The sequence below is a fragment of the Gemmiger formicilis genome, assembly GCF_018784445.1.
In the GTDB taxonomy this organism is placed as follows: domain Bacteria; phylum Bacillota; class Clostridia; order Oscillospirales; family Ruminococcaceae; genus Gemmiger.
In genome coordinates this window covers 66,551-92,526 of record NZ_WQOH01000011.1, presented here as the reverse complement: position 1 = coordinate 92,526, position 25,976 = coordinate 66,551, and the positions used below count along the sequence as shown (strand labels likewise).

Below are 25,976 nucleotides of genomic sequence, written 5' to 3'. Positions count from 1 at the left end.
TTAAACGCGGCTTTTGCTCTGCGGCATCATACTTTGGAACGATTTACATTTTTTGTGAAGTACGGGATAATACCTGCAACACGAAGGGCTTGCGGTGCGATGACAGGTGGCTTGACCTGAATCCGCATCTTCTATATAGAAAAATAACGACGCATCACCTGATCAGGGTGGTGCGCCGTTGGTGTATTCGGGCGATTTTAGTGCTATTTCAAAATTTGCACACTTTTCTCTAAATTATACAATTGCATCCTCTACCACATCCGCCAGCTGGCGGGGATCCAGCTGGCAGGTGGTGCAGGCGGCGGCCAGCGTCTCCACAAGCTGCTGGTTGAGCGATACATCTGCGATAAAGCGCACTTTTTGCCACTGCCCGGCCAAAAGCTGCAGCGCGGCAATGCCAAAGGTCGTATAGCAGCCTGTTCCCGGTATGGAAAGTTGTTGACGAACGACACGATAGATATACACGATTCTCACCCAATTTTATTATGTTACATCACAAAACGCATTGACAATAAATGGAAATTGCTGTAAAATACATATATGGTTTATGTGGCTTTTCTCGTGGTGCTGCTACCAATATATCACAGCCCCATGTGCAAAGTACACAACCAATGCCAGAAATTTTGGCGGCGTAAAATGTACGGCTGCTTTTACTTCTTCCGGCAAAAGTGGGGAATGATGGGAGAGATAGAAACTTATGTCCGAATATCGATTACGCGTGGCCGAAGCGATCGTTGCAGCACGAGAGAGCGTAGATGTCTCTCAGCGTGAATTGGCAGACCGCCTTGGCCGTGACAAGCGAACGATCCAAAAGTGGGAAAAGGGCGAAATGAAGATCGCCTTAGAGGATTTCCTCGAAATTTTCGAGGCACTAAAAGTCCAGGTGGAGCCGTACTCAAAATGGATACGCCACCCGGAGCTTTTCCCCAACGGATTGGCGGACATCCGTGGATTTGCCACGGACAAAAAGCGCGGCGCCCTGGCCGACTTTTACAAATGCCAGGCCTCGCCCCTGGAAGTCGAGCAGGAATATTACTTCCTGTTTGCGGATCACGGCAGTGATTACCACGGTATGTACCAGCAGTGGATGGCCAATCTGATGACCCCGCTGCGGGACCGCAGGCGCATCTGTGCCCAAGTCATTGACAACTATACCGAAGCGCAGGCTACCGGCACGATCGCCGACCCCGATGCACCTCAGCCAAACATGGAAGTGTTGAAAGCCTGCTACGAGGCCGTCTCCCAGAGCGTTCAGCAGGGCGAGAACGCCTACACAATGCTGAGCCTGGACCTGCATAAATAAGGAATAAACCCACCGTCCCCTGCGTACACTCTGCGCAGGGGGCGTTTTGTATGGCTGTGTTGGTGCAAAAATTCAAGGCCCGGGCGGCGGCGCTGCCCACGTTCGATGTGCCGTTCCTGATTATATTGCTGGCACTGCTCAGTTATGGGCTGATCATGCTGTTTTCGGCCGGATATGCGGTGGCGCTGTACCGCCGCGGCGACGCCTACACCTACATCCGGCCGCAGCTGTTGTTTGCGGCGCTGGGCGTGGCGGCCATGTACGCGGCCAGCCTGGTGGACTACCACATTTGGCACAAGCTGGCCTGGCCGATGCTGGGGCTGTCGCTGGTTTTGCTCACGGTAGTGCTGTTTATGCCGGAGTACAACGGCTGCAAGCGGTGGATCGTGCTGCCGGGGCTGGGTACCTTGCAGCCCAGCGAGATCGCAAAATTCTCGGTGGTGCTGGTGTTTTCCCACATCATATCGCTGAATCATGACAGGATGAGAACCTTCTCCACCGGCGTGCTGCCCTTCGCGCTGATTCTGGGCACGGTCACGGTGCTGATGCTGTTGGAGCCGCACCTGTCCGGCACGCTGCTGATTTTGTCCATCGGCGCGGTGCTTATGTTTGTGGGTGGGACCGGGCTGCAGTGGTTCGGCCTGGCAGGGGGCCTGGGCGTGGCGGCCATCGCGGCGGCGGTGGCGGCCCTGCCGGAGCTGGTCCCCTACGCCACCGACCGCCTGGCCAGCTGGCGGGATCCCTTCGCCGACCCACTGGGGGAGGGACACCAGACGATCCAGAGCCTGTACGCCATCGCGTCCGGTGGGCTGGCCGGGCTGGGGCTGGGCAACAGCCGCCAGAAATATTTGTACGTACCCGAGCCGCAGAACGATTTCATCTTCTCGATCCTGTGCGAGGAGCTGGGCTTTTTTGGCGCGGCACTGGCGGTAGCGCTGTTTTTGCTGCTGCTGCTGCGCGGTATGTCCATTGCGGTGCGGGCGCGGGATAAGTTTGGTGCGCTGCTGACGGTGGGCTTTGTGGTGCAGGTCATTTTGCAGGCCATTTTGAACATTGCGGTCGTAACGAACACGATACCGAATACGGGTATCAGCCTGCCGTTTTTTTCCTCCGGCGGTACCAGCTTGCTGATGCTGCTGGGAGAAATGGGCATTGTGCTGTCCGTATCCCGGCAGACGGATATGGTGTCATAGTTTTTTCACAGTCCCACGGTTGAAACCGGGGGACTTTTGTTTTATAATAAAATAGATTTTTTATCGGAAAGAGGTGCCCCATGGCGGACACGAAACAACAAAAACCACCCTTTCCCCTGCGGGCACTGGCGGCGTTTGCCGTTACGCTGGCGGCGCTGTTTGTGCTGTTGCTGGCGGCCTACGCCCTGCCTGGGGATCGGGTGCGGGACCACGTCTACGAATCCGCGCAGACCATCGCAGGTGAGGGGCTGTACCCTGAATATTTCGGCTTTAAGCTGTTCCAGATGGACAATTATACCGACACCATCATGCTGACCGAGGCCGCTGCCGCCGACGAGGCCCCGCCGCTGAGAGCTATGATGACGAACACGGCCTACAACGTCGATAACTTTGAGACGCTGGCCGACGACCTGCAATGGTACATAGAAAAGGATTGGGCCGCCGGGGCGCAGCGCACCGACGCACCAGAGCTGGAGCCCTTCTCCTACGCGCGGTACTGGCACGGGTATCTCATTTGGCTGCGACCGCTGCTGCTGGTCACGACTATTACCGGCGTGCGGGTCGTGCAGTATGTGGTGCTGGCGGCGCTGTTTGCGGCGGTGGTGTGGCTGCTGCGCCGCCGCTGCGGGCTGCGGGCGGCCTTCTGGTTCGTCGTCAGCCAGCTGCTGGTCACGGTGTTTTGGGTGCCGCATCAGGTGCAGTATTTCACCTGCTTTGCCGCCGCCTATGCTGGCTGCGTCTGGGTGCTGGCCAAGCCCCGCCGCAGTGACAGCGTCTGCCTGGCCTTGCTGGTTTTGGGCGTTGTGACGGCCTTCTGCGACCTGCTCGTCACGCCGATCCTAACGCTCGGCCTGCCGCTGGTCTGCTGGCTGCTGCAGCCCCAGCAGCGGCTGCGGGCAGGTGTGCCCCAGTGCGGCATTGTGGTGGGCGGAAGCCTTTCATGGGGCGTTGGGTATCTGCTGTGCTGGGCGTCCAAATGGGTGCTGGCCGGGCTTGTGACCGGGCAGAACGTCATTGCCGACGCGCTGCACCAGGTGTGCGTGCGCACCGCCGCCGACAGCTGGCACGGCATGGAATTGACATGGGGTAATATAATACGTTTTGTATACGAAACATTGGCGGAAAAGCACCTGTTCTGGCCGCTGGTCCTTGTGGCTGTGCTGCTGGCGGCGCTGTTTGTGGCAAGCATCCGGGATAAGCAGCAGCTTGTCCGGGCGCTGCCGCTGCTGCTCTGCACACTGATGACCCCGGCGTGGTTCATCGTGCTGCGCACCCACAGCATCCAGCACGGTTGGTTCACCTGGCGTGCGCTGGGGCTGACCATATTTGCCGGGACGGCATTTTTGTATTATTGTTGTGATATTCGTGCCGCAGGGCGGCGTATTTTGCATAGGGGAAAGTAAACAACCATGAACGAAGTAGAAACCAAAAAAGAAGAACAAACCACCGAACAGTCAAAGCCCAACTTCTGGCGCCGCTTGCCGAGGGCCGGGCGTATCGCCATAATTGCGGCAGCGGTCGTGGCGGTGCTGGCGGCCGTGGCCGGGCTGTACATCAACGGCAAGCTCGACCTGCTGCGCTACAACGACGGCAGCGTGGAAGAAATGGGCGATATTGACGCGGGCGAGGACCAGGACCTGGACGGCACCGGCCTGGCCCACACCGAAAAAGAGATGACGATGCCCGAGGGAAGCCCTTTCTCTGACGACAACGTGCTGAACATCCTGCTCATTGGTACCGACGAACGCACCGAGGCCGTCAACGATGCCGATGCCTTCACCCACCTGAACCAGCTGGACGGCACCGAGGATACGACCGAGTTCAGCGATGATGCCCGCGCCGACAGCATGATTTTGGTTTCGCTGGACATCAAGGATCATATCATCCGCCTTGTCTCCATCGAACGCGGCACCGGCGTACCGATTTTGCTGGATGGCTACGAGGACCAATACGACTGGATCACCCACACCTTCCGCTACGGTGGCCCCAAGCTGACGATGAAAACCGTCGAGGACTGCTTCAACGTCCAGGTCGACCACTATGTTCGCGTCAATTTCAACTCCTTTGTCCAGATCGTGAATGCCGTCGGCGGCGTCGATATCGACATCACCGAACAGGAGGCCAAGGCGCTGAACTGGGAGGTCCCCTCCAACTCGATGCTTATTGTCAACCACGTTGACCCGGGCCTCAACCACTTTGACGGCTACACGGCGCTGCAATACGCACGTCTGCGCAAGATCGACAACGACTGGAAGCGCGTCGAGCGTCAGCGCACCGTCATCCAGGCCGTGCTGGACCAGGTGAAAAACGCCAGCGTCGTGGAACTGGACAGCCTGCTGAACACCGTGCTGCCGCTGATCCAGACGAACTTTACCAAGTCCGAGATCGCCGCCCTGCTTGTGCAGCTGCCGGGCTTTTTGGGCTGCGATGTGCAGCAGATGTCGATGCCTTTGCAAGGTACCTACGGCATCCGCACCGGCATGGACAACCGCCTGATGTACGACCCTGACTGGGTCGTGAATATCAAGGCCTTGCAGGACTTTTTGTACAACGATAAGACCGCCGAGGAAGTCGCTGCCGCCACGCCGGAGACCGCTGCCGCCGAGGCTGCGGGCGAGCTGGTCATTGCCACCCGGGAGACTGCCAACGTGACCGACCCGGTAGAGGAGTACAATGCCAAAAACTTGCATCGCTTCGACATGACCTACCCGTTGGATGCGTCGGACTTCGGGAAGGACGACTACCGCGTCTACGTGGCCGACACCGACAACCTGCGCGGGAGCGAGCTGCGCGGCGCACTGATCGAGCGGCTGTACACTTCCGGTGTGCGGGTCGTGGCCGTGCCCGATGGCGCGGCTGCCGGCGTGCTGTTGGACAACTACCTGCAGACCGGCAATACAGAGAGCCTGGACAGCTACCTGGCTGTGCTGCCCGCCGACGACCGTGACAGTGCCCGCACCCTGTGGGAGGGCATCTACCGCAGCTACCCCGGCGTGTTCCACGCGGCGGGCCTGGGGGCTGACGCCCGCAGCGCCACCGTGGGCAAAGCGCTGTCTGTGCTGGCGAACGCAAGCTACAACTACCCCGAAACCGAGATCGCCGAGGCAGTAAAAGCTCTGCGCAGCGGCACGACCGCCGACGCCGTGTATTGGTTCAAGTCCGCCATGGCCAGCTACCCGCGCCAGATGGAACGGTTCTTCGGCGACCGTTACGCCGCCGCGGCCCGCCTGTACTACGCCATGCAGGGCACACTGAACGTGGCCGACGACAGCGAACTGCCGCTCTACGACGCCAAACAGCTGCTGAAAACCTATAAGAATGATGCGATTTTAATCTTCACCGACGAAGCCAGCGCTGTGCAGACCGAGGGCAGTCTGGCCGCTGAACTGCAGGCCCAGCTGGATAAGCAGAAGTATGACGAGGGCGAGGATCACGACAAGGTCTGCGCCATCGCCACAATCTACGGAACATGGAGCAACGCTGGGAATTTTACCCCTGACGACGCCGAGACTGCCTGGGACGCCGACAGCCTGACCGAATACCTGGGCAGCGATGCGCTGCGCGGCAAGGATATGGTGCTGGCGCTGGACGGCGAGGACAGCCCCTACCTGAACCGCCAATGCCTGTTAAAGGACGCCGGTGCCCCGGTGGGGGAGTTGGTACAGAAACTGTTTGTACTCGATAAAAACAACATGGCTTCGCCGGAAACAGCACAGGCAGAATAAGCACCGCAAGAAAATTTGCAAAAGGGTGTTGACAAACGCACCGGCTTGTGGTATAAATGCTTTAAACCAATGAAGCGAAAGTAAAGCTCACAGCGCAGTCACAGAGAGTCCCCGACGCTGGGAAGGGGATACAGAGCGGGTAAGCATAATGGTTCGCGGAGGGCATGGGGAAAGGGGCCTCGCTCCCAGTATCCAGCGCCGGGTGCTCCCGTTATAGAGCAGGGGAATGTTGGTTCCCTACGGAGTGGCCGTGTTTTTATACTATGCACGGCAAGCAAGGTGGCACCACAGATTTGTTTTATCTGCCCTTGCACAGGAGAAATTCTGTGCAAGGGCAGTTTTGTTTTTCAACTTTGAGGAGAGAGGGAAACATGAAGATAGACCTGATGAAAGAGCGATGGCAAGCCTGAATTTGTAAAATAAGTCCGCAGACCTATTCGCCCGCAGGCGGTCAATGACCGCCCCTGCAACTACAACATTACCTGTTTTACAAATAAAGGAGAGTTTACCATGAAAAAGTTCGTTGCTGTTCTGTCCGCTGCCGCTATGATGACCAGCCTGGCCGCCTGTGGTTCCACCGCTGATACCACCTCCACCGCCGCTTCCTCCTCCGCCGCCGTCTCCACCGAGAGCACCGCCGCTGAAGCCACTACCGACGCCAAGAGCTACAAGATCGCCGTGGTGCAGCAGCTCGACCACGCCAGCCTGGACGAGATCCGCACCGCCGTCGAGGCCGAGCTGGACGCCAAGGCCGCCGAGAAGGGCATCACCATTGAGTACAAGGACTTCAACGGCCAGAACGACGCCACGACGCTGAACCAGATCGGCACCCAGGTCGTCTCTGACGGCTACGACGCCATCATCCCCATTGCAACGCTGGCTGCCCAGTGCATGGCCACCGCTGCTGAGAGTACCAAGACCCCGGTCATCTACGCCGCCATCTCTGACCCCGCCGCCGCGGATCTGACCGATATCGACTACGTCACCGGCACTTCCGACGCGCTGAACACCCAGTCCATCATGGATATGATGTTTGCCGTCCAGCCTGACATCCAGACCGTCGGCCTGCTCTACTCCAACTCTGAAGCCAACTCCACGACCCCCATTGCCGAAGCCAAGGCTTACCTCGATGCCAAGGGCATTGCCTACGTCGAAAAGACAGGCAACACCAATGATGAGATCATGACCGCCGCGTCCAGCATGGTGGGCCAGGTCGACGCCGTCTTTACCCCGACCGATAACGTCGTCATGGCCGCTGCCGCCGCAGTCTCCGAGACACTGACCAAGGGCGGCATCCCATTCTATACCGGTGCGGACAGCTTCGTCACGGCCGGCGCGTTCGCCACCTGCGGCGTCAACTACACCGAGCTTGGCACCTACACCGCCGACATGGCCCTCGATATCCTCGAGACCGGCACCGTGCCTGAATACCACGTCATGGACGGCGGCATCATCACCGTCAACACCGAGACCGCCGACGCCCTGGGCATCGATTACAGCGCCTTCAACGATCTGGCCGGTCAGGTCGTTGAGGTCACCACGGCGGAATAAACCCTCCGGGAAGAGACCGTAGGGGCGCATTCTATATGCGCCCGGGATGCCTGCGCAGCCGCAGCGTCCCGCGGGCGGATATGGAATCCGCCCCTACATTGTTGTATAATAGACTGTACCATTACTTTTAGAGAGGAAGTTCCCTACCATGTTCACCCTTGCCACTGTGCTTAGCGCGTTGGAGCTGGGCTTTATCTACGCGCTGGTTGCCCTGGCGCTGTTCCTCAGCTTCCGCGTGCTGAACATCGCCGATATGACCACCGACGGCGCATTCACCCTGGGCTGCGCTGTTTCGGCTACCGCCGCGGTGGCGGGCCATCCGTTCCTGGGTCTGCCGCTGGCGCTGCTGGCCGGTGCGGCGGCCGGGTTCGTCACGGCGTTTCTGCAAACGCGGCTGGCGGTGCCGTCCATTCTGGCGGGCATCATCACCAACACAGGGCTGTACACCGTCAACCTGGCGGTCATGGGATTTTCTTCCAACGTACCTATGTTGAAAACAACCACGATCTTCACCGTGGCGCAGAGCATCCTCGGCGAGAATGCACCCTATAAGTTGCTGGTGGCGGCCCTTGTCACAGTTGTGGTCTGCGTGCTGCTCATCCTGTTCCTCGGCACTCGGATGGGCCTGTCCATCCGTGCCACCGGCGACAACCCGGACATGGTCCGCGCGTCCTCCATCAACACGGCGTTCACCATCACGGTAGGCCTCTGCATCTCCAACGCCATGACCGCCCTGTCTGGCGCGGTGCTGGCCCAGTACCAGCGCTCGGCGGATATCAACCTCGGTACCGGCATGGTCGTCATCGGCCTGGCGTCCCTCATCATCGGCGAGACGCTGTTTGGCCGCAGCGGTATGTGGGTCAAGGCTGTGGCCGCCGTTATCGGCAGCGTTATCTACCGTTTTATCATTGCGCTGGCCCTGCGTGCCAACGTCCCGTCAGAGTGTCTGAAACTGATTTCCGCCGTCATCGTGGCGCTGGCCATCGCTGCGCCCGCCATCCGGTCCAAGGCGGCTTTCCGCCGCCGCCGTGCCAACGCCGAGAAAGAAGGTGCCCGCCATGCTTGAACTGAAAAACATCGGCAAAACGTTCAACCCCGGCACCGTCAACGAGAAGATCGCGCTGGAAGGCGTGAACCTTCACCTCGACGACGGTGACTTTGCCACCATCGTCGGCTCCAACGGCGCGGGCAAATCCACGCTGTTCAACGCCATTGCGGGCGAGTTCATCGCCGACACCGGCACCATCACGCTGGCGGGCAAAGATATCACCTTTTTGCCAGACTACAAGCGCTCCAAGGCCATCGGTCGGATGTTCCAGGACCCGCTGCGCGGCACGGCCCCGCATATGACCATTGAGGAAAATCTTGCGCTGGCCTTCCTGCGGGCATCGGGGCACACGTCGCCCTTCTCCCGCATCACGAAGAAGGACCGCGACCTCTTTGCGGAAAAACTCTCCGAGCTGGGCCTTGGCCTGGAGGACCGGATGAAGCAGCCGGTGGGCCTGCTGTCCGGCGGCCAGCGCCAGGCATTGACCCTGCTGATGGCCACGCTGGTCACGCCGAAACTGCTGTTGCTGGACGAGCACACCGCCGCCCTGGATCCCGCCACGGCGGACAAGGTGCTGAAACTGACGAAAAAGATCGTGGCCGAAAACCACCTGACCTGCCTGATGATCACCCACAATATGCACGACGCGCTGACCCTGGGCAACCGTACATTGATGATGGACCATGGCCACATCGTGCTGGACATCGGCGGCGAGGAGCGCGCCCACACCACCGTGGACGGTCTGCTGGACCGCTTTGCCGAGAACGTCGGCCATGCGCTGGATAATGACAGAATTTTGTTGAGTAAAGAGGCATAAAAATACCGCCCTGCACGAAATTTTCGCGCAGGGCGGTATTTCTACGCAAAAGGCTTTCCCCGAGGGAAAAGCCTTTTGTGTTCTTACATCGGCGCAATATCAAACCGATAAATCGTCGTGGAGCTGTACGGCTGGTCCGGCAGCAGCGTCGTGTCCGGGAAGTTCGGGTGGTTCGGTGCGTCGGGAAAGTCCTCCGTCTCAAAGCAGACGGCGTCCCGGGCGGCGTAGTGTGCGCCGTCCTTGCCATCCGTGACCGGTGCTAGGAAGTTGGCCGAATACAAGTGCATACCGGGCAGGGTGGTCAATACCTCCATGCGGATGCCGGTCTCGGGGCCGACGGCCCAGGCCGCGTGGCGCAGGCCGCTGTCCCGGATGATGTAGCACTGGTCGTAGCCGCTGCATTCCTTCAGCGGGGCAAAGTCAGCGCCAATGTCCAGACCCAGGGTCTTTTCCTCGGTAAAATCCATCGGCGTGCCCTCCACCGGCAGCTTGCGCCCGGTGGGGATGCTGTACGGGTCGGCCTCAAGATAATAGTCGGCGTCAATGGTCAGGCGGTGGCCCAGGGCGCTGCCGCTGGCGTGGCCGTTCAGGTTAAAATAACTGTGATTCGTCATATTGCAGACGGTGGGCGCATCAGTGGTGGCCCCATAGCGGATGACCAGCCCGCTCTTTGCCAGGCTGTACTGGATGGTCAACGTTATGTTGCCGGGAAAGCCGTCGGTGCCCGCGGGGCTGACGGCGGTCATCGTCACGCTGTCGGTCTCGCCAGGGGTCAGCTCCACATCAAACATCGAGTGGCTGAACCCGTGCAGGCCGCTGTGCAGGCAGTTCCCGTGCTGATTTGCCGTCACATGGACGATCTCCTCATACAGGGGGAACTGCGCCCCCGCAATGCGGTTGGCAAAGCGGCCCACGGCGGCCCCCATGCTGTCGGTATTCAGCTCGTAGTCGGCGGCAGTGCCGTAGCCCAGCACCACATCCACCGGATTGCCCTTGCGGTCCGGCACGATGATACGATGAATAATGGCGGCATAACTCAGCAGCTGCACCTCGATAAAGTCATTTTTCAGCACGGCCAGCTTGACGGTCTCGCCGGTGGTGGACTTGCCGAAATCACGGATCGAAACAGACATACGGGAACCTCCTTACTTTTCGGTGGCAATACCCTGGGCGGCCAGGTCCTCGCGCACGCTCTCGGCCACGCTGCCGGTGCCGTAGTTCAGCATGCGGTTCACGCGGCTGACGGTGGCGCTGGATGCGCCGGTCTCGCGGCGGATTTCGCTGTACACCTTGCCCTGCAACAGGCAGCCGGCCACAGCGTAGCGCTGCTCCATCGTGCGCAGCTCGGTCACGGCGCACAGGTCGTCAAAAAAGCGGATGCACTCATCCAGCGTGTTCAGCCGCAGGATCGCCTCATACAGGGCAGTATTACGTTCATTTTGTTGCATAGCGTAGTGGCGCAGGGGATGCGCCGACCTCTTTCTTTGTAAAATTTGCATTCGTTTCGGGGTCTATCTCCCTACATTCTAGCAAATTTGACCAATCAAGTCAATACGCTAAAGCGTGAAAGCGTCATAAAATATAAAAAGAATAGCTTGCATTTAACACCAAAATGTTGTATCATAGAAATACCAAAACAGAGGGAGAAAACTATGCCGACAACATTGCTTATCATCTACCGCATCCTTGGTGCTGCGCTTTTTGCACTGGCGGCCGCCGCGATTGTGGAAAAATACCGCACCGTGCGCGGGGCGGCGCTGCTGCCTGCCCGCGTGCTGGAATGCCGCAAGGCAGCCTCCACCAGCCCCAACCGCAGCGCGGGCGGCTACCGCTACTTAGTGGAACTGCACGCCAACGGCCAGCGGTTGGAGCTGGAAACGAACGACTCCTTCTGGTTCAAGCATGACAAGACCGTGGGCAAGGCAATCCAGGTCTGGTACAACCCCAACGCCCGCTGTGTCGAGCGCAAAAGCTGGGAGACGGAGATCTTCTCGGCGGTGCTGGCCGTCATCGGTGCGGCGCTGCTGCTGATACGGTGAGGGCGGAGCATGGAATGGATACTGTATGTTCTGTTGGCGCTGGCTGTGGCGGGGGATATCCTGCTGGCGGTCATTCTGGCGGTACTGCAAAAAAACAACGAAACACAGCAGAAAATTGACACGGCGGACGACTTTGTCCGCGCCATGACCCCGGTGCTGCAAAGCGAGACGGACCTACTGGCCGAGCAGCTGCGCGCCATGCAGGGAGAGAGCGCCCGCACCACCAGCGCCACACTGCGGGATTTCTCCGCCGTGCTGGCCGAGAACCAGCGCCAGAGTGCGGCCACCAATACCGCACGGCTGGAGGCTATCGACCGCGCCGGGGCTGCCCGCCAGAAGGCTGCCAACGACGCCCTGCTGGCCCAGCTGACAATGATGGAAACGCGGTTGAAAAACCTGGAAGATTCCAACGCCGTGCGGATGGACAGCGTGCGCGGCGCGGTGGTGCAGGGCTTGAACACCATCCGCGCCGACAACAACAAAAAGCTGGACGAAATTCGCGGTACCGTCGAAGAAAAGCTGCAGGACACCTTGCAGCAGCGCATCAACGATTCGTTCAAGACGGTCAGCGCCCAGCTGGAACAGGTCTACAAGGGCCTGGGCGAGATGCAGAATTTGGCCGCCGATGTGGGCAGCCTGAAGCAGGTGCTCTCCGGCGTCAAGACCCGCGGCATCCTGGGCGAAGTGCAGCTCGGCGCGATTTTGGAGCAGATTCTGGCCCCCGGCCAGTATGCCTGCAATGTGGCGACCGTGCCGGGCAGTGCCAACCGCGTGGAGTATGCCGTCAAGCTGCCGGGCCAAAGCGGCACGGTCTGGCTGCCCATCGACGCGAAATTCCCCGGCGATACCTACGCCCATTTGCAGGCAGCGCAGGAGCGGGGCGATGCGGCCGCCGTGGCCGCTATGCGCAAGGCACTGAATAACGTCCTGCGTACCGAGGCAAAGGATATCCATGACAAGTACATCGAGGTACCCTACACCACCAGCTTCGGCATCCTGTTCCTGCCGTTTGAGGGGCTGTATGCCGAGGTCGTCTCCAGCGGTGTGACTGAACTGCTGCAGCGCGAGTATCAGATCACGGTTGCAGGCCCCTCCACCATGGCGGCGCTGCTTAACGCCCTGCAGATGGGCTTCCGCACGCTGGCGATCCAGAAGCGCTCCGGCGAGGTCTGGACGATTCTGGGTGCGGTCAAGTCCGAGTTTGAAAAGTTTGGCACCGGCTTGCAGCAGATGCAGCGCCACCTGAACCAGACTGGCTCCGATCTGGAGGAGCTGATCGGCCCCCGCAGCCGCGCCATCACCCGCAAGCTCGAATCGGTCCAGCAGCTTGACCCGGACGCCGCCGCAGAACTATTGGGCATCGAGGAGTAGGGGAGGAGTATCCCTATGGGACTGAGTGCCGTTATTGCTCGGTTCAAACAAACGGCGTCCGGTAGGGGCCGCATATATGCGGCCCGCAACTTTCCCGCAAACGACCGTCTGCCTTCAAGATGAGGGCCGGACATGTCCGGCCCCTACAAATCCATTCCACGCTGTCATTTTCGCCAGAATCCGCCCCCGCAAGGGGGCTTTTTCTATGCCGCTGCCCACTTTACACGGCGGGTGCGCTGTGGTATACTGAATAAGTTATTGAACAGTCAACAACATGCGGCGCTGCCGCACGCCCATAAAGGAGTTACTGCTATGATCCGTATTGTTACTGATTCCGCCGCCGATTTGACCGCGGCGGAGCTGTCCCTCCCCGGCATCTTTGTCGTGCCGCTGTCTGTCACCTTTGCAGACGGCACCACCCAGCTTGATGACGGCACGATGACGAAGGATGAATTTTTTGCCCGTCTGGCAGAGGACAGCAAGCTGCCCCGCACAAGCCAGCCCAGTCCGGCCAGCTTTATGCAGGTGTATGAGGACGCCGCCGCGGCGGGGGATGAGGTTCTTGTGATCACCATCGGCCAGAAGCTGTCCGGCACCTACCAGTGCGCGCATCTGGCCGCCGCCGATGTCGGCCTGCAGGCGCATATCGTAGACTCCGAAGCGGCTTCGCAGGCTGAGGCGCTGCTTGTCCGTGAGGCGGTGCGCCTGCGCGATGAGGAGGGCCTGACGGCGGAGGAGATCGCCGCTGTGCTGGAACAGTTCAAGAAGCGGGTGCGCATCGTTGCCGTGGTGGACAGCCTCAAGCATCTGCAGAAGGGCGGCCGGCTGCCGGCAGCGGTGGCGCTGGTGGGCGGTGCGCTGGGCATCAAGCCGGTGCTGGCCCTGCAGGACGGTGCCATCAAGTTGGTGGACAAGGGCCGCGGCCGCCCCGGTGCGCTGGTCGCCATGTTCAAGCAGCTGGACGCGCTCGGCGGTGTTGACCCACGCTACGGCTATACGCTGCTCTACAGCGATAACAAGCAGCTTATTGCACCGGTACACCACTACATGCACCAGAATCTCCAACTGACCGGCGGCCGTGTGGCCCAGCTTGGCCCCACCATCGGCACCCATGTCGGCCCCGGCGTGGTTGGCGTGGTGTTTGTGGCGAAGGAGTAATAAAATAAAATGCAGGGGCGAGCAATGCCCGCCCCTGTAAGTTGAGCTTCTCCATTCGGAGAAGCTTTTTTATTTTCCGCTGAAAAACTTATTCAGTGCATACACCCCCAGCACGAGGACACCGAGGACGAGGAAAATCCCCGCCATCCCGGCAAGCAGCATGGAAAGGGTAGTGGGCAGTAACGCGGTAGACATGGCAAAACCCTCCTTATACATAGCCGTTCATCAGGGTCAAAATCAGCCCGCCGGCAATGACCGACGCGATCTGGCCCGAGACGTTGACACTGATCGAGTACATCAGCAGGAAATTCTGGTTGTCCTCGGCGAGGCCCATCTGGTTGACGACACGGCCGCTCATCGGGAACGCAGAAATGCCCGCCGCGCCGATCATCGGGTTGATTTTTTTGCCCTCGGGCAGGAACAAATTCAACAGCTTGGCAAAGAAAACGCCGCCCGCTGTGTCAAAAATAAACGCCACAAGGCCCAATGCCAGAATCAGCAGCGTGTCGGGCTGCACAAACTTGTCTGCGGTCATCTGGCCCGCCACGGTCAGGCCCAGCACGATCGTGATAAGATTTGCCAGCACGTTTTGTGCCGTCTCAGACAGGGCGTTCAGCACGCCGCACTCGCGCAGCAGGTTGCCGAACATGAGGAAGCCGACCAGCGCTACGCTGGCGGGGGCTACCAACCCGGCTAGCATAGTGACCACAATCGGGAACAAAATTTTGGTGGTTTTGCTGACATTGCCCTTCTGGTACGGCATCCGAATCAGCCGCTCTTTTTTGGTCGTGCACAGGCGGATGACCGGCGGCTGCACGATGGGCACAAGCGCCATGTAGCTGTACGCCGCGACCATGATGGCACCCAGGTATTTGCTGCCCAGCGTGTTAGCAACGAAGATAGCCGTCGGACCGTCTGCCGCACCGATGACCGCGATGGACGCCGCGTCTGGCAGGTCAAAGAACAGCCCCGCCAGCACAAGTGTGACAAAAATGCCGAACTGCGCCGCCGCACCGAACAGCATGAGCCACGGCTTTTCCAGCAGCGGGCCGAAGTCGATCATTGCGCCGATGCCGATGAAAAGCAGCAGCGGGAACAGCTCGTTGGACATACCGGCGTCAAAAAGCGCGTTGATAGGGCCAACGGTTTCGCCCTGTGTGATGGCACCGGACAGCGGCAGGTTGACGAGGATGGCACCGAAGCCCATGGGCAGCAGCAGGCTCGGCTCCATCTTTTTGGCGATGGCAAGGTAGATCAGCAGGCCGCCGATGACCCACATGACCACCATCTGCCAGGTGAGGTTGCCGAGGTTTGCGAACAGCCCGGCAAAGGTTTGGAGAAATTGCATACAGGACCCTCCCGAATCTTGGGCGGCAGGGAGCAAAAAAAGAGACCCCTGCCGCAGAAAAAGTCTGCGGCAAAAGTCTCAGTGTTTCAGTATGCCCCGGGGCCAAAGCCCGTGGTGACGAAGCGATACAACGCGCGGCGGCGCGCCCCTTACTCCCTTTTACCTTGAGTGGATTATAGCATAGGGGCGCGAAAAATGCAAGGGGAATTTGCTCAATATACCGAAAAATACCCCACATGCTCGGGCTCGTTGTCCTCGACCAGCACCGTGAAGCCGCCGGGGTTGACCTCGGTGTTCTTGCCGAAGGCCTCCTCGGCGAGGAGGTGCGGCCCGCGGTTCAGGATGATCTCCGCCGTCTGGGTCTTGCCGACGCGGCGGTAGTGCAGCACATCCCCCTCGGCGCGGACAATTTCCAGCCGCCCGCCGTCGAAGGCGTCACAGCTGCGGCGCAGAGCGGCCAGCGTCTTGATGGGGCCGCGCAGCCGCTGCTCAGTGGAGTTCCAGTCAAAGAATGCACGGTTGAAGGGGTCGCGGTAGCCCTGCATGGCGATCTCGTCGCCGTAGTAGACGCAGGGTACGCCGGGCAGCGTGAAGATCATCGCATACCCTAACAGCAGTTTGCGCACAGCATCGTCCATTTTGTCGGCGGGGATGCAGCGCTTGCTCTGCCAGCAGCGGTTGCGGCCGTTGCAGGGCTCGCCCGCAATGGCGGTGATGGCGCGCTCGGTGTCGTGGGTGGACAGGAAATTCATGGCACAGTCCAGCGCCGGGGCAGGATAGTTCTCGCAAATTTGCATCAGGGCATCGGCCACAGCGGCCACGTCGCCGCCGTGCAGGTAGTCCAGCGCCGCATTGCGGAAGGGATAGTTCATCACGGCGTCCAGCCCGCGCCCGCGCAGGTAGGTACGGCGCTGCCCGAAGGCTTCCTTCGTGGTCGCGTCCTCCCACACTTCACCCAGAAGCAGCTTGTCGTCGCCGTGGGATTTGACGGCAGTGCGGATTTTTTCAATGAAATCATCGGGCAGCTCGTCGGCCACATCCAGCCGGAAGCCCGACGCGCCCAGGTTCAGCCAAGTGTCGATGACGCCGCCCTTGCCGCAGATAAAATCTACATAGGAGGGCGAATCCTCCTGCACCTCGGGCAGTGTCTCAAAGCCCCACCAGCTGCGGTAGCCGCAGGGATAGCCCGAGTCAAAGTCGTACCAGCTGCGGTAAGGCGAGTTGCGGTCGCGGTACGCGCCGCCCGGGCCGTAGCGGCCCTCGCGGTTGAAGTAGCGGGAGTCTGACCCCGTGTGGCTGAACACGCCGTCCAAAATAATGCGGATGCCCTCCCGGGCAGCAGCCAGGCAGAGGGCGCTGAACTCCTCGTTCGTGCCCAGCAGCGGGTCGGCTTTCAGGTAGTCGGCCGTGTTGTAGCGGTGGTTGGCGTGGGCCTCAAAAATCGGGTTCAAGTAGATGCAGGTGACGCCTAAATCACGCAGATACGGCAGCTTTTGCTGGATGCCCGCAAAGTCACCGCCGTAGTAGTCCATATTCAGGTAGCCCTCGTCCTGCTCGGTGGGCCAGAAATACGGCTCGCCGGTCTTGTCGGCGCGGTAGATGCGGTCGGCAAAGGGCATCTCCTTGTTGGGCTTTCCCTCACAGAAACGGTCTGGAAAAATTTGATACATCGTGCCGTTTTTCAGCCAGTCCGGTGTTTTGAAGTCCGGCTCATACACGGTCAGCTGCCATTCCTGCCCCTCGGTCCAGCTGAGCACCCCTTCGCCGCCCGGCGTGCGGTAGATACGGCGGAAATCAGTGTACAGGTCAAAATGGTAGAAGTACAGCCCCGATGTGGTGGGTGTGACGGTCAGCGTGAAGTGGTTGACCCGGGGCGTCTGACCGGTGAACTCCATGCGGTAGTGTACCGGGTTTTCACGATCCTTCGTCAGAACCAGATGCGGGTCCACATAGCCAAGATCCTCGGGCACTGTCAGGTTGAAAGTCACAGCCTGCCCGGCGGGAATTGCCCCGAACGGGGATTTGCAGGAGGAGTCGAGGCTGTTGTAGAATGTGTGGGACATAAAAGTCTCCCCTTTATGTTAGCGTAAAGCCTTTCCCAGAGGGGGAAGGTGGCCCGGAGGGCCGGATGAGGGGCGCGTTTGGCGTGGGAACCCGGTAGTGGGCAGCAGCGGCAAGGCCGCCCCTCATCAGTCTGCTTCGCAGACAGCTTCCCCCCAATGGGGGAAGCCTATGCAAAAGGCCGTGCCCCTTCACAGGGCACGGCCAAAAATCAAGTAACGAAATTATTTGACAGGAGTGGCGCCCCAGATGTCACGCGCATAGTCCATGATGGAACGGTCAGCGCTGAAGATGCCCGCGTTGGAAATATTCATCAGGCTCATGTGGTTCCACTTCTGCTTGTCGCGGTACAGTTCCTGCAGGTCGTGCTGGGCACGGCGGTAATCCTTGAAGTCCGCCATGACCATGTACGGGTCGGAGTTGCGCAGGTTGCTCGTGACCTCGCTGAAGTTCTCGCCGTTCCAGCCCTTCTCCAGGAAGTCCAGCACAGCCATCGCGGTGTTGTCGCCGTTGATAAAGGCGTTCGGGTGGTAGCCCATGCCCTTCAGCGCGTTGACTTCGGGGGTCAGCATACCGAAGATGATCTCGTTCTCGTGGCCGGCGGCATCGGCGATCTCGACGTTCGCGCCGTCCAGCGTGCCCAGCGTGATCGCGCCGTTCAGCATGAACTTCATGTTGCCGGTGCCGGAAGCCTCGGTGCCGGCCAGGGAAATCTGCTCGGACACTTCGGAGGCGGGCATCAGGCGCTCGGACAGGCTGACGCAGTAATCCTCGAGGTAGACGATGCGCAGCTTGCCGCGGACAGCGGGATCTTCGTCGATCATCTTGCCCAGCTTGCAGATCATGCGGATCATCTGCTTGGCCATGTAGTAACCGGGGGCAGCCTTCGCGCCGAAGATGTAGGTCTTGGGGGTGAACTCGGCGTTGGGATTATTCTTCAGGTACAGGTACTCAGCGGCGATGTTCAGCGCGTTCAGGTGCTGGCGCTTGTACTCGTGCATACGCTTGACCTGGCAGTCGAAGATGGAATCGGGGTCGATGACCTGGCCGGTAGCCTTCTGCAGGTAGTTCGCGAAGATGACCTTGTTCTCGCGCTTGACCTTGGCGGCGGCAGCCTGCACGGTCTTGTCGTCCACAAATTTCTCCAGCTTCTTCAGCTCGGAGGCATCGGTCTTGAAGCCGTCGCCGATGGTCTCCTCCAGCAGTTTGGTCAGGCCGGGGTTGGAGCAGAGCAGCCAGCGGCGGTAAGCAATGCCGTTGGTGACGTTCTTGAACGCCTGCGGCTTGTACAGGAAGTAATCATGGAACACGCTGTCCTTGATGATCTCGCTGTGCAGCTTGGAAACGCCGTTGATGGCGTGGCAGGTGTAGGCGCAGATGTTGGCGGTGCGGACCTGGTTGTCGCCGATGATCGCCATGTAGTCGATCTTGCCCTGATCGCCGGGGAAGGCCTTGGCCAGATCGGCGCGGCAGCGGCGGTCCATCTCGCAGACAATCTGCCAGATACGGGGCAGGGTGTTGCGGAAGATGTCGGCGTTCCACTTCTCGAGAGCCTCGCTCATGACGGTGTGGTTCGTGTAGGCAAACACCTTGCGGCAGATGTCAAAGGCGGCGTCCCACTCATAGCTGCACTCGTCCAGCAGAATGCGCATCATCTCGGGGATGGCAACGGTGGGGTGGGTATCGTTCAGCTGGATGCTGACCTTGTCGGCCAGGTTGTCCAGCGTGCCGTACTGGTTCAGGTGGTTCTGCAGGATATCCGCGATGGACGCAGCAGAGAAGAAATACTGCTGGCGCAGACGCAGGATCTTGCCCTCGGTGTGGTTGTCGTTGGGGTAGAGGATCTTGGAGATCAGCTCGGCAGAGGCAGACCGGCTGATGGCCGTGTTGTAGTTGCCGGCGTTGAAGCTGCTCATATCAAAGCTGGGGGCCTTTGCCTGCCACAGACGCAGCTTGGAAACGCCGTTGGAACCGTAACCGGCTACGTACATATCGTTGGGCACGGCGATGACGGAATTGTAGTTCTCGTACTTGACGTGATGGAAGCCGCCCTCCCAGGTCTCAATGGCCTGGCCGTCAAAGCGGATCTCCTGCGCCTGGTCGGGGTGGCTCTTGATCCAGACCTGGCCGCCGGGCAGCCAGTTGTCAGCGGTCTCCTGCTGCCAGCCATCGACGATCTTCTGCTTGAAGATGCCGTACTCGTACAGGATGGAGTAGCCGGTGCCGGGGATGCAGTCGGTAGCCATGCCGTCCAGATAGCAGGCGGCCAAGCGGCCCAGACCGCCGTTGCCCAGGCCTGCGTCCGGCTCCTGGTCGTAGATGGTGTCGATCTTGATGTCGGCGTCAGCCAGCACGCTCTCGGCAACCTCGTTCAGACCAAGGTTGAACAGGCTGGTGCGCAGGCTGCGGCCCATCAGGAACTCCATGCAGAGGTAGTAGACCTGCTTTTTGCCCTCGCCCAGGACCTTGGACTGGAACTGCTTCTGGCGGTCGGACATGATCTGGCGGGTGATCATAGCCAGGCAGCGATAAATCTGGTCAGCGGAGGCAGTGTCCAAAGTGACGTTGCACTCGCTCATCAGCTTATCTTTGAGCAGCTTCTCAAATTCACGCTTTGTGTATTTCAAAATCGTTCTCTCCTTCTTCTCTGTGATAAAATCACTGGGATAACAGATTCTTGCGACTGTTTTTGGGTGGAGTCAATAAACCACACTATTGATTATAACGATATTTGGCTCATTGCGCAAGGGAAAATTGCCCGTTTGCATCTTTTTTATACATTTTCCTCAAAAAGGGCTTTTGTAAACCGCCGATTTGTATTATAATAATTGTGGATTTATGCGCCCGGGCCGCCAAAGCCGGGCACAGGCAGGATCGGAAGGAGTATGATTATGGGTATGGCTACCTCAAAAGTGCGGCTGAACATCTGCGGGTCCAGCTATGTAGTCAACACGAGCGAGAGCGAGGACTATATGCAGAACCTCGCCGACAGGCTGAACCTGGACATGAACGAGCTGATGGCGTCCTCGAACTCTGTGTCTATCACTACGGCGGCGGTCATGACGGCGCTGAACTACCGCGACGAGCTGGAAAAGGCCAGCGGCAGCGCGGACAATATGCGCCGCCAGATCAAGGATTATCTCGAGGACGCGGCCAGCGCCAAGATGGCTGCCGAGGAAGCCCGCCGTGAGAATGCCTCGCTGAAGCGCCGCATTGATGAGCTGGAACGCCGCCTGCGCCGCAGCCAGTTCCCGGTGGAGGACGAATGAGCCGCCCGGAGATCCTGGCCCCGGCAGGCAACCGCGAAATGCTTGGCGCCGCTGTTTTCAGCGGCGCTGATGCTGTTTATCTGGGGCTGACGGGCTTTAACGCACGCCGCACGGCGGGCAACTTTACCCCCGATGAACTGCGGGAGGCTGTGGCCTTCTGCCATGCGCGCGGCGTCAAGGTCCATGTCACGCTGAACACGCTGGTCTATGACCGCGAACTGGCGGGCCTGGCCGACGCGGTGCGGGCTGTGGCCGAAGCGGGCGCAGATGCCGTGATTGCCGACGATCTTGCCACGGCGCAGCTGGTCAAGAGCATTGCACCGACGCTGCACCTGCACGGCTCGACCCAGATGAGCGTCCACACGCCGGAAGGGGCCAAAGAACTGGCCGCCCTGGGGTATGACCGCGTCATTCTCGCGCGTGAGCTGTCCCTCGATGAAATCCGCGCCGTCTGCGAAGCCAGCCCCATTGAGGTGGAGGTGTTCGTCCACGGCGCACTCTGCATGAGTGTGTCCGGCCAGTGCATGATGAGCGCCTTTTTGGGCGGCCGCAGCGGCAACCGGGGCGCCTGCGCCGGGCCCTGCCGCCTGCCCTTTGACGCCAGTGCAGGCCTGAAACCCGGCCAGCCCGGCAAGGCCTGCCATTTGAGCCTGAAAGATATGGACTACATCCCGCACTTGCGGGAGCTGATGGACGCGGGTGTCGCCAGTGTGAAAATTGAGGGCCGCCTGCGCACGCCCGAGTATGCGGCGGCGGTCGTCACGGCCTGCCGTGCGGTCTGCGCGGGCCAGCCTTACGATGAAAAGCTCGTGCGGGATATCTTCTCCCGCTCGGGTTTCACGGACGGCTACCTGACGAACCGCAACGATGGCAAAATGTTCGGCGTGCGCACCGAGGCGGACGCCGCGGCGACCCGCGCAGCGACGCCCAAGGCCCGCGAACTGTTCCGCCGTGAATTGCAGCGCGTCCCGGTACATTACGAGGTCAGCGGCGGCGTCGAGGACGGCGGCATCAAGCTGACGGCCTGGGACGACGACGGCCATAAGGCGGTCGTGTACAGCGCCGATGAGCCGCAGCCTGCCCAGAAGGACCCGCTGCCCGGCATTGAGCGTGCGCTGGGCAAGACCGGCGGCACGCCCTTTGTCATGGCAGACCTGCGCACCGAAGCAGGGGAGGGGGGCTTAGGCTTTCTGCCCGGTTCTGCCTGGAACGAGCTGCGCCGCGAAGCATTGGATAAGCTGCTGGAAAAGCGCAGCGAAGTCCGGCCCCACGCCACGCAGGATATCACGCTGCCCGCCTACCCGGCGCACACGGTCGGGCAGGCACCGGCACTGGCCGCGCGGTTTGCCAATGCGGCCCAGTGCCCGGCGGATGCTGTGGAAAAGCTGAAATACCTGATTTTCCCGATTGCCGAGGCCGAGAGCATCCCCGAGGCATGGCGGGAGAAAACGCTGCTGGAACTGCCCCGCGTCATGTTCGGCAAGCTGGAACAAAAAACCGCCGCCCGGCTGGACGCCTTGCAGGATGCAGGCTTTGCGGGCGCGGTGGTCAATAACCCCGCACAGCTGCGCTACACCGACGGCTGGACGCTGTACGGCGGCCTGGGTCTGAACGTGACGAACCCGATGAGCGCCGCGCGGTATAAGAGCCTGGGCATCGAGGGGATGCTTTTGCAGCCCGAGACCGCACTGACGGCCATGCAGGCTGTGGCTCCGGGCGTGCCCACGGCGGCGTTGTGCTACGGCCACCTGCCGCTGATGCTGACCCGGGCGTGTCCGCTGCGCAACGTGCGGGACTGCGGCAAATGCCAGGGCGGTGGCACGTTGCGCGACCGCAAGGGCCGCGACTTCACCGTGACCTGCTCGGCCCCCGGCGGGGCGGGTGTGCGCACGGTGTACAACCCCGTGCCGCTTTATATGGGCGAGCGCCTGTCCGAAATGCCGGTGGATGTGGCGGTTGCCGCCTTTACCATCGAGACCCCGGCCCGCGTTTCCCAGATTTTGGCGCTGCTTTTGGACGCCCGCCCGTTTGACAATGAGTTTACGAGAGGGCTATACTATACGAATAATTAAATAGATAAAAGATACTAGATACTAGATACTAAATGATGTGGAGTTTTTGCCTGCGGGGCAAAAATAAAATTTTGAGCGGCGCACAGTGCCGCGATCCACCTGCTTTTTTATCTCTTATCTTTTATCTATTATCTTTTTTGGAGGTTCCCATGACCCCTATTGTAAAATATAAAAAACTCGATCCCCGCGCGGTCGTGCCAACCTACGCCACCCCTGGTGCGGCGGCGGCCGATCTGTGCGCGGTGCTGGATGAACCGCTGACGCTGGCGCCCATGCAGCGTACCCTCGTGCCCACCGGCCTTGCCATCGAGCTGCCCGGCCCCGAGTGCGTCGCCCTCGTCTATGCCCGCAGCGGCCTGTCCATCAAGCACGGTCTGTGCATGGCAAACGGCGTCGGCGTCATTGACAGCGACTACCGCGGCGAACTCCGTGTGCCGATGGTGAATCTGTCCAATGAACCCTACACCATTCAGCCCGGCGAGCGCGTGGCCCAGCTCTGCATTGCCCCGGTCTGGCAGGCGGCCTTCACCTCTGCCGACGAGCTGACCGACACCCAGCGCGGTGCCGGCGGCTTTGGGTCGACCGGAAAATAATAATTTTCCACCCCCACTTTGCCACACTTCGACATCCAACTCCTACTATAATAAACCAGAAAGGAAGCACCCCATGGCTTTGATCCTTGCATCCGGCAGCCCGCGTCGGCGGGAACTGATGAGCCTTATCACGCCGGACTATACTGTTATCACCAGCGACGTCGACGAGACGAAAATTGCCGCAGACTCCCCGGCACACCTGGCCAAGGCCCTGGCTACCGCCAAGGCCCGCGCTGTGGCCGAGGAACACCCCGACGATATCGTCTGCGGTTTTGACACGGTGGTCGAGTGCGAGGGCGAAGTGTTCGGCAAACCGAAAGACGAGGCCGACGCCGTGCGGATGCTGCGCGCCCTGTCGGGTCGTGCGCACCGCGTACATACCGGCGTCTGCATCTGCCGGGGCCGCCGCGCTGCCGCTACGGTGGAGACAACATCCGTCCATTTTTCGTCCATCGAGGAGGACGACCTGCGGATTTATGTCCGCACGCCGGAACCCTACGATAAGGCCGGGGCCTATGCCATCCAGGGGCACGCGGCGCTGTGGTGCGCGGGCATCGAAGGGTGCTACTACAACATCATGGGGCTGCCGGTCCACCGCACGGCACAACTGCTGCGCGAATTTCAGTAAACCCGCACAGCCCCGGAATGGGGGAGACTGTATGGGTAAGTTCTGCAACATTTTTACACGCTTTTTCGGGAGAATACACGCTATGTTTACCAAGGATATCGGCATTGATCTGGGCACCGCCAACACGCTGGTCTACATGAAGGGCCGGGGCATCATCATGCGGGAGCCAAGCGTCGTCGCCGTCGACCCGCGCAGCGACGAACTGCGGGTGCGCAGCGTCGGGCATGAGGCAAAGGCCGTCATCGGCCGCGCACCCGGGTCCATCGTGGCCGTGCGTCCGCTGAAGGATGGCGTCATTGCCGATTTCGACATCACCGCAGCCATGCTGCAAAGCTTCATCCGCCAGGCCTGCGGCAACAGCATTTTTGCCCATCCCCGGGTGGTCATCTGCGTGCCGTCCGGCGTCACCGAGGTCGAGCGCCGCGCCGTGCGCCAGGCAGCTGCCAAGGCGGGCGCACGCCAGGTCACGGTCATTGAAGAACCCATGGCCGCCGCCATCGGCAGCGGGCTACCCACCACTGACGCTGTTGGCAGCATGATCGTGGATATCGGCGGCGGCACGGCGGAAGTGGCGGTCATCAGCCTGTCGGGCATCGTGGCAAGCCGCAGCGTGCGCTGCGCGGGCGATGCGCTGGATCAGAGCATCATTGCCTTCATCAAGCGCAAGTATAACCTCCTGGTGGGCGAGCGCACGGCCGAGCAGATCAAAATCGAGATCGGCTCTGCCTGCCCGCAGGATCCGGAAACCAGTATGGAGATCAAAGGCCGCAACCTCGTGGACGGCCTGCCGAAGGATATCCTGATCCGGTCCGAGGAAGTCCGCGACGCCATGAGTGAATGTCTGCTGCGCATCGTCGAGGCCATCAAGGACACGCTGGAATGCACGCCGCCGGAACTGTCCAGTGATATCATCGACCGGGGCATCATGCTCTCGGGCGGCGGTGCGCTGCTGCGCGGGCTGGATACGCTGATCCAGAACGAGACCGGCATCGATGTCCACATTGCCGAAAGCCCACTGGACTGTGTGGCCCTGGGCGCCGGTGCCGTGCTGGATAACCCCGACCTGGCCGGGCGACGGAAAGAAGAAATGAGCTATCTGTAAAATCTCCAGCCTTCTCCCCAGGGGAGAAGCCTTTCCTTTTTCCTGCCGAACCGACGAAAAAAACATTGACAAATGCGCAGTTTCCCGCTATTATTAAATTGTTCGCATCTTCCCGGAGGAAAAGTCCATGCCGCTGCCCAAGACCACGATCGAGCAAGACCTGCCTGTGCGCGCACAGCAGGGGGACGAAAATGCGCTTGCTGCGCTGATTGCCCGCATGATGCCGGCCATCCGCAGCGGCGCGGCGGCCTGCACCGCCCCGGGGCTTGACTTTGAGGATGCCGTACAGGAAGGGCTGATCGGCCTGTTCCACGCAGTGCGCGGGTTCGATGCTGCCAGCGGCGAGACTTTCACCGCCTATGCGGCAGCCAGCATCCGCCACGCCCAGCAGGACGCCCGCAAAGCCGCGCTGCGCAAAAAGCACGCGCCGCTGAATTACAGCGTGCCCCTGCCCGACGCCGAGGAAAGCACCGACACCCGCCCGGGTCCTGAAGAAATCGCGATTTCCGGCGAACAATATGCCGACACGATGCGCCGGATGCAGACGGAACTTTCCGTGCTGGAACGCCGCGTTATCATGGCCGGGCTGGAGGGCAAGACCCCCGCGCAGACCGCGCAGGAATTGGGCCTGCCCGCCAAAAATGTGGCCAATGCCCTGGCCCGCGCCCGCCGCAAGCTGCGCGGCGGCCCCTAACTTT

23 protein-coding genes are annotated in these 25,976 nt (G+C 60.4%); 16 read left to right on the top strand and 7 right to left on the bottom strand.

Annotated elements, in window-relative coordinates:
• Positions 1-234: 234 nt before the first annotated feature.
• Entirely contained in the window at positions 235-465 is a 231-nt protein-coding gene (locus GPK89_RS04670) for a DUF6514 family protein (protein WP_215691781.1), read from the bottom strand.
• 232 nt (positions 466-697) lie between these two features.
• On the opposite strand from GPK89_RS04670, the gene GPK89_RS04665 reads away from it, so the two are divergent.
• The 7 genes from GPK89_RS04665 (at position 698) to GPK89_RS04635 (ending at position 9,637) form a co-directional block, all read left to right on the top strand.
• Complete coding sequence (locus tag GPK89_RS04665; protein WP_215691780.1) at positions 698-1,303, top strand: helix-turn-helix domain-containing protein; 606 nt, start codon at positions 698-700, stop codon at positions 1,301-1,303.
• 50 nt (positions 1,304-1,353) lie between these two features.
• Positions 1,354-2,496, top strand: coding sequence for an FtsW/RodA/SpoVE family cell cycle protein (locus tag GPK89_RS04660; protein WP_215691779.1), 1,143 nt, complete (start codon positions 1,354-1,356; stop codon positions 2,494-2,496).
• Between the two features lie 80 nt (positions 2,497-2,576).
• The gene (locus GPK89_RS04655) at positions 2,577-3,899 is read left to right on the top strand and encodes a hypothetical protein (RefSeq protein WP_215691778.1); all 1,323 of its coding nucleotides are present in this window, start codon (positions 2,577-2,579) and stop codon (positions 3,897-3,899) included.
• A gap of 6 nt (positions 3,900-3,905) precedes the next feature.
• Positions 3,906-6,221 carry an LCP family protein gene (locus GPK89_RS04650; RefSeq protein ID WP_215691777.1) on the top strand — a complete coding sequence of 772 codons (2,316 nt, stop codon included), beginning with the start codon at positions 3,906-3,908 and terminating at the stop codon, positions 6,219-6,221.
• Positions 6,222-6,731: 510 nt separating this feature from the next.
• On the top strand, positions 6,732-7,772 hold the full coding sequence (locus tag GPK89_RS04645; RefSeq protein ID WP_215691776.1) for an ABC transporter substrate-binding protein: 1,041 nt from the start codon (positions 6,732-6,734) through the stop codon (positions 7,770-7,772).
• A 148-nt stretch (positions 7,773-7,920) separates the two neighbouring features.
• The gene (locus GPK89_RS04640; RefSeq protein WP_215691775.1) at positions 7,921-8,838 is read left to right on the top strand and encodes an ABC transporter permease; all 918 of its coding nucleotides are present in this window, start codon (positions 7,921-7,923) and stop codon (positions 8,836-8,838) included.
• Positions 8,831-9,637, top strand: coding sequence for an ABC transporter ATP-binding protein (locus GPK89_RS04635; RefSeq protein WP_215691774.1), 807 nt, complete (start codon positions 8,831-8,833; stop codon positions 9,635-9,637). The genes GPK89_RS04640 and GPK89_RS04635 overlap by 8 nt, the downstream gene beginning before the upstream one ends.
• 83 nt (positions 9,638-9,720) lie before the next feature.
• On the opposite strand, the gene GPK89_RS04630 is transcribed toward GPK89_RS04635, so the two are convergent.
• Together GPK89_RS04630 and GPK89_RS04625 are read right to left on the bottom strand one after the other, a co-directional pair.
• Positions 9,721-10,770 carry an aldose epimerase family protein gene (locus GPK89_RS04630; RefSeq protein ID WP_215691773.1) on the bottom strand — a complete coding sequence of 350 codons (1,050 nt, stop codon included), beginning with the start codon at positions 10,768-10,770 and terminating at the stop codon, positions 9,721-9,723.
• A gap of 12 nt (positions 10,771-10,782) precedes the next feature.
• Positions 10,783-11,085 (bottom strand): YerC/YecD family TrpR-related protein, encoded by a 303-nt coding sequence (locus GPK89_RS04625; protein WP_215691772.1) that lies wholly within the window; start codon positions 11,083-11,085, stop codon positions 10,783-10,785.
• A 204-nt stretch (positions 11,086-11,289) separates the two neighbouring features.
• Here GPK89_RS04625 and GPK89_RS04620 point away from each other — a divergent pair, with 204 nt between their 5' ends.
• From GPK89_RS04620 to GPK89_RS04610, 3 genes are all read left to right on the top strand, one after another.
• The gene (locus GPK89_RS04620) at positions 11,290-11,676 is read left to right on the top strand and encodes a DUF3592 domain-containing protein (protein WP_215691771.1); all 387 of its coding nucleotides are present in this window, start codon (positions 11,290-11,292) and stop codon (positions 11,674-11,676) included.
• A gap of 9 nt (positions 11,677-11,685) precedes the next feature.
• Entirely contained in the window at positions 11,686-13,047 is a 1,362-nt protein-coding gene (locus tag GPK89_RS04615) for a DNA recombination protein RmuC (protein WP_215691770.1), read from the top strand.
• Positions 13,048-13,359: 312 nt separating this feature from the next.
• A complete protein-coding gene (locus GPK89_RS04610) occupies positions 13,360-14,205 on the top strand; it encodes a DegV family protein (RefSeq protein ID WP_215691769.1) in 846 nt (281 codons plus the stop codon).
• Between the two features lie 69 nt (positions 14,206-14,274).
• Here GPK89_RS04610 and GPK89_RS04605 read toward each other — a convergent pair whose 3' ends face one another.
• The 4 genes from GPK89_RS04605 to GPK89_RS04590 form a co-directional block, all read right to left on the bottom strand.
• The gene (locus GPK89_RS04605; protein ID WP_215691768.1) at positions 14,275-14,400 is read right to left on the bottom strand and encodes an OadG-related small transporter subunit; all 126 of its coding nucleotides are present in this window, start codon (positions 14,398-14,400) and stop codon (positions 14,275-14,277) included.
• A 13-nt stretch (positions 14,401-14,413) separates the two neighbouring features.
• Positions 14,414-15,553, bottom strand: coding sequence for a sodium ion-translocating decarboxylase subunit beta (locus GPK89_RS04600; RefSeq protein ID WP_215691767.1), 1,140 nt, complete (start codon positions 15,551-15,553; stop codon positions 14,414-14,416).
• Between the two features lie 212 nt (positions 15,554-15,765).
• Positions 15,766-17,616 (bottom strand): glycoside hydrolase family 13 protein, encoded by a 1,851-nt coding sequence (locus GPK89_RS04595; RefSeq protein WP_215691766.1) that lies wholly within the window; start codon positions 17,614-17,616, stop codon positions 15,766-15,768.
• Positions 17,617-17,838: 222 nt separating this feature from the next.
• Positions 17,839-20,241, bottom strand: a complete 2,403-nt coding sequence (locus GPK89_RS04590; protein WP_275951422.1) for a glycogen/starch/alpha-glucan phosphorylase — start codon at positions 20,239-20,241, stop codon at positions 17,839-17,841.
• Positions 20,242-20,511: 270 nt separating this feature from the next.
• On the opposite strand from GPK89_RS04590, the gene GPK89_RS04585 reads away from it, so the two are divergent.
• The 6 genes from GPK89_RS04585 (at position 20,512) to GPK89_RS04560 (ending at position 25,972) form a co-directional block, all read left to right on the top strand.
• On the top strand, positions 20,512-20,883 hold the full coding sequence (locus GPK89_RS04585; RefSeq protein WP_252261468.1) for a cell division protein ZapA: 372 nt from the start codon (positions 20,512-20,514) through the stop codon (positions 20,881-20,883).
• Positions 20,880-22,955, top strand: coding sequence for a U32 family peptidase (locus GPK89_RS04580; RefSeq protein WP_215691764.1), 2,076 nt, complete (start codon positions 20,880-20,882; stop codon positions 22,953-22,955). The genes GPK89_RS04585 and GPK89_RS04580 overlap by 4 nt, the downstream gene beginning before the upstream one ends.
• A gap of 149 nt (positions 22,956-23,104) precedes the next feature.
• Positions 23,105-23,548 carry a dUTP diphosphatase gene (gene dut / locus GPK89_RS04575; protein ID WP_215691763.1) on the top strand — a complete coding sequence of 148 codons (444 nt, stop codon included), beginning with the start codon at positions 23,105-23,107 and terminating at the stop codon, positions 23,546-23,548.
• 73 nt (positions 23,549-23,621) lie between these two features.
• Positions 23,622-24,176, top strand: a complete 555-nt coding sequence (locus tag GPK89_RS04570) for a Maf family protein (protein ID WP_215691762.1) — start codon at positions 23,622-23,624, stop codon at positions 24,174-24,176.
• Between the two features lie 82 nt (positions 24,177-24,258).
• Positions 24,259-25,278: a rod shape-determining protein gene (locus GPK89_RS04565; RefSeq protein WP_215691761.1), complete on the top strand. Its 1,020-nt coding sequence runs from the start codon at positions 24,259-24,261 to the stop codon at positions 25,276-25,278.
• A 127-nt stretch (positions 25,279-25,405) separates the two neighbouring features.
• Complete coding sequence (locus GPK89_RS04560; RefSeq protein ID WP_215691760.1) at positions 25,406-25,972, top strand: sigma-70 family RNA polymerase sigma factor; 567 nt, start codon at positions 25,406-25,408, stop codon at positions 25,970-25,972.
• The last annotated feature ends 4 nt before the right edge of the window (positions 25,973-25,976 follow it).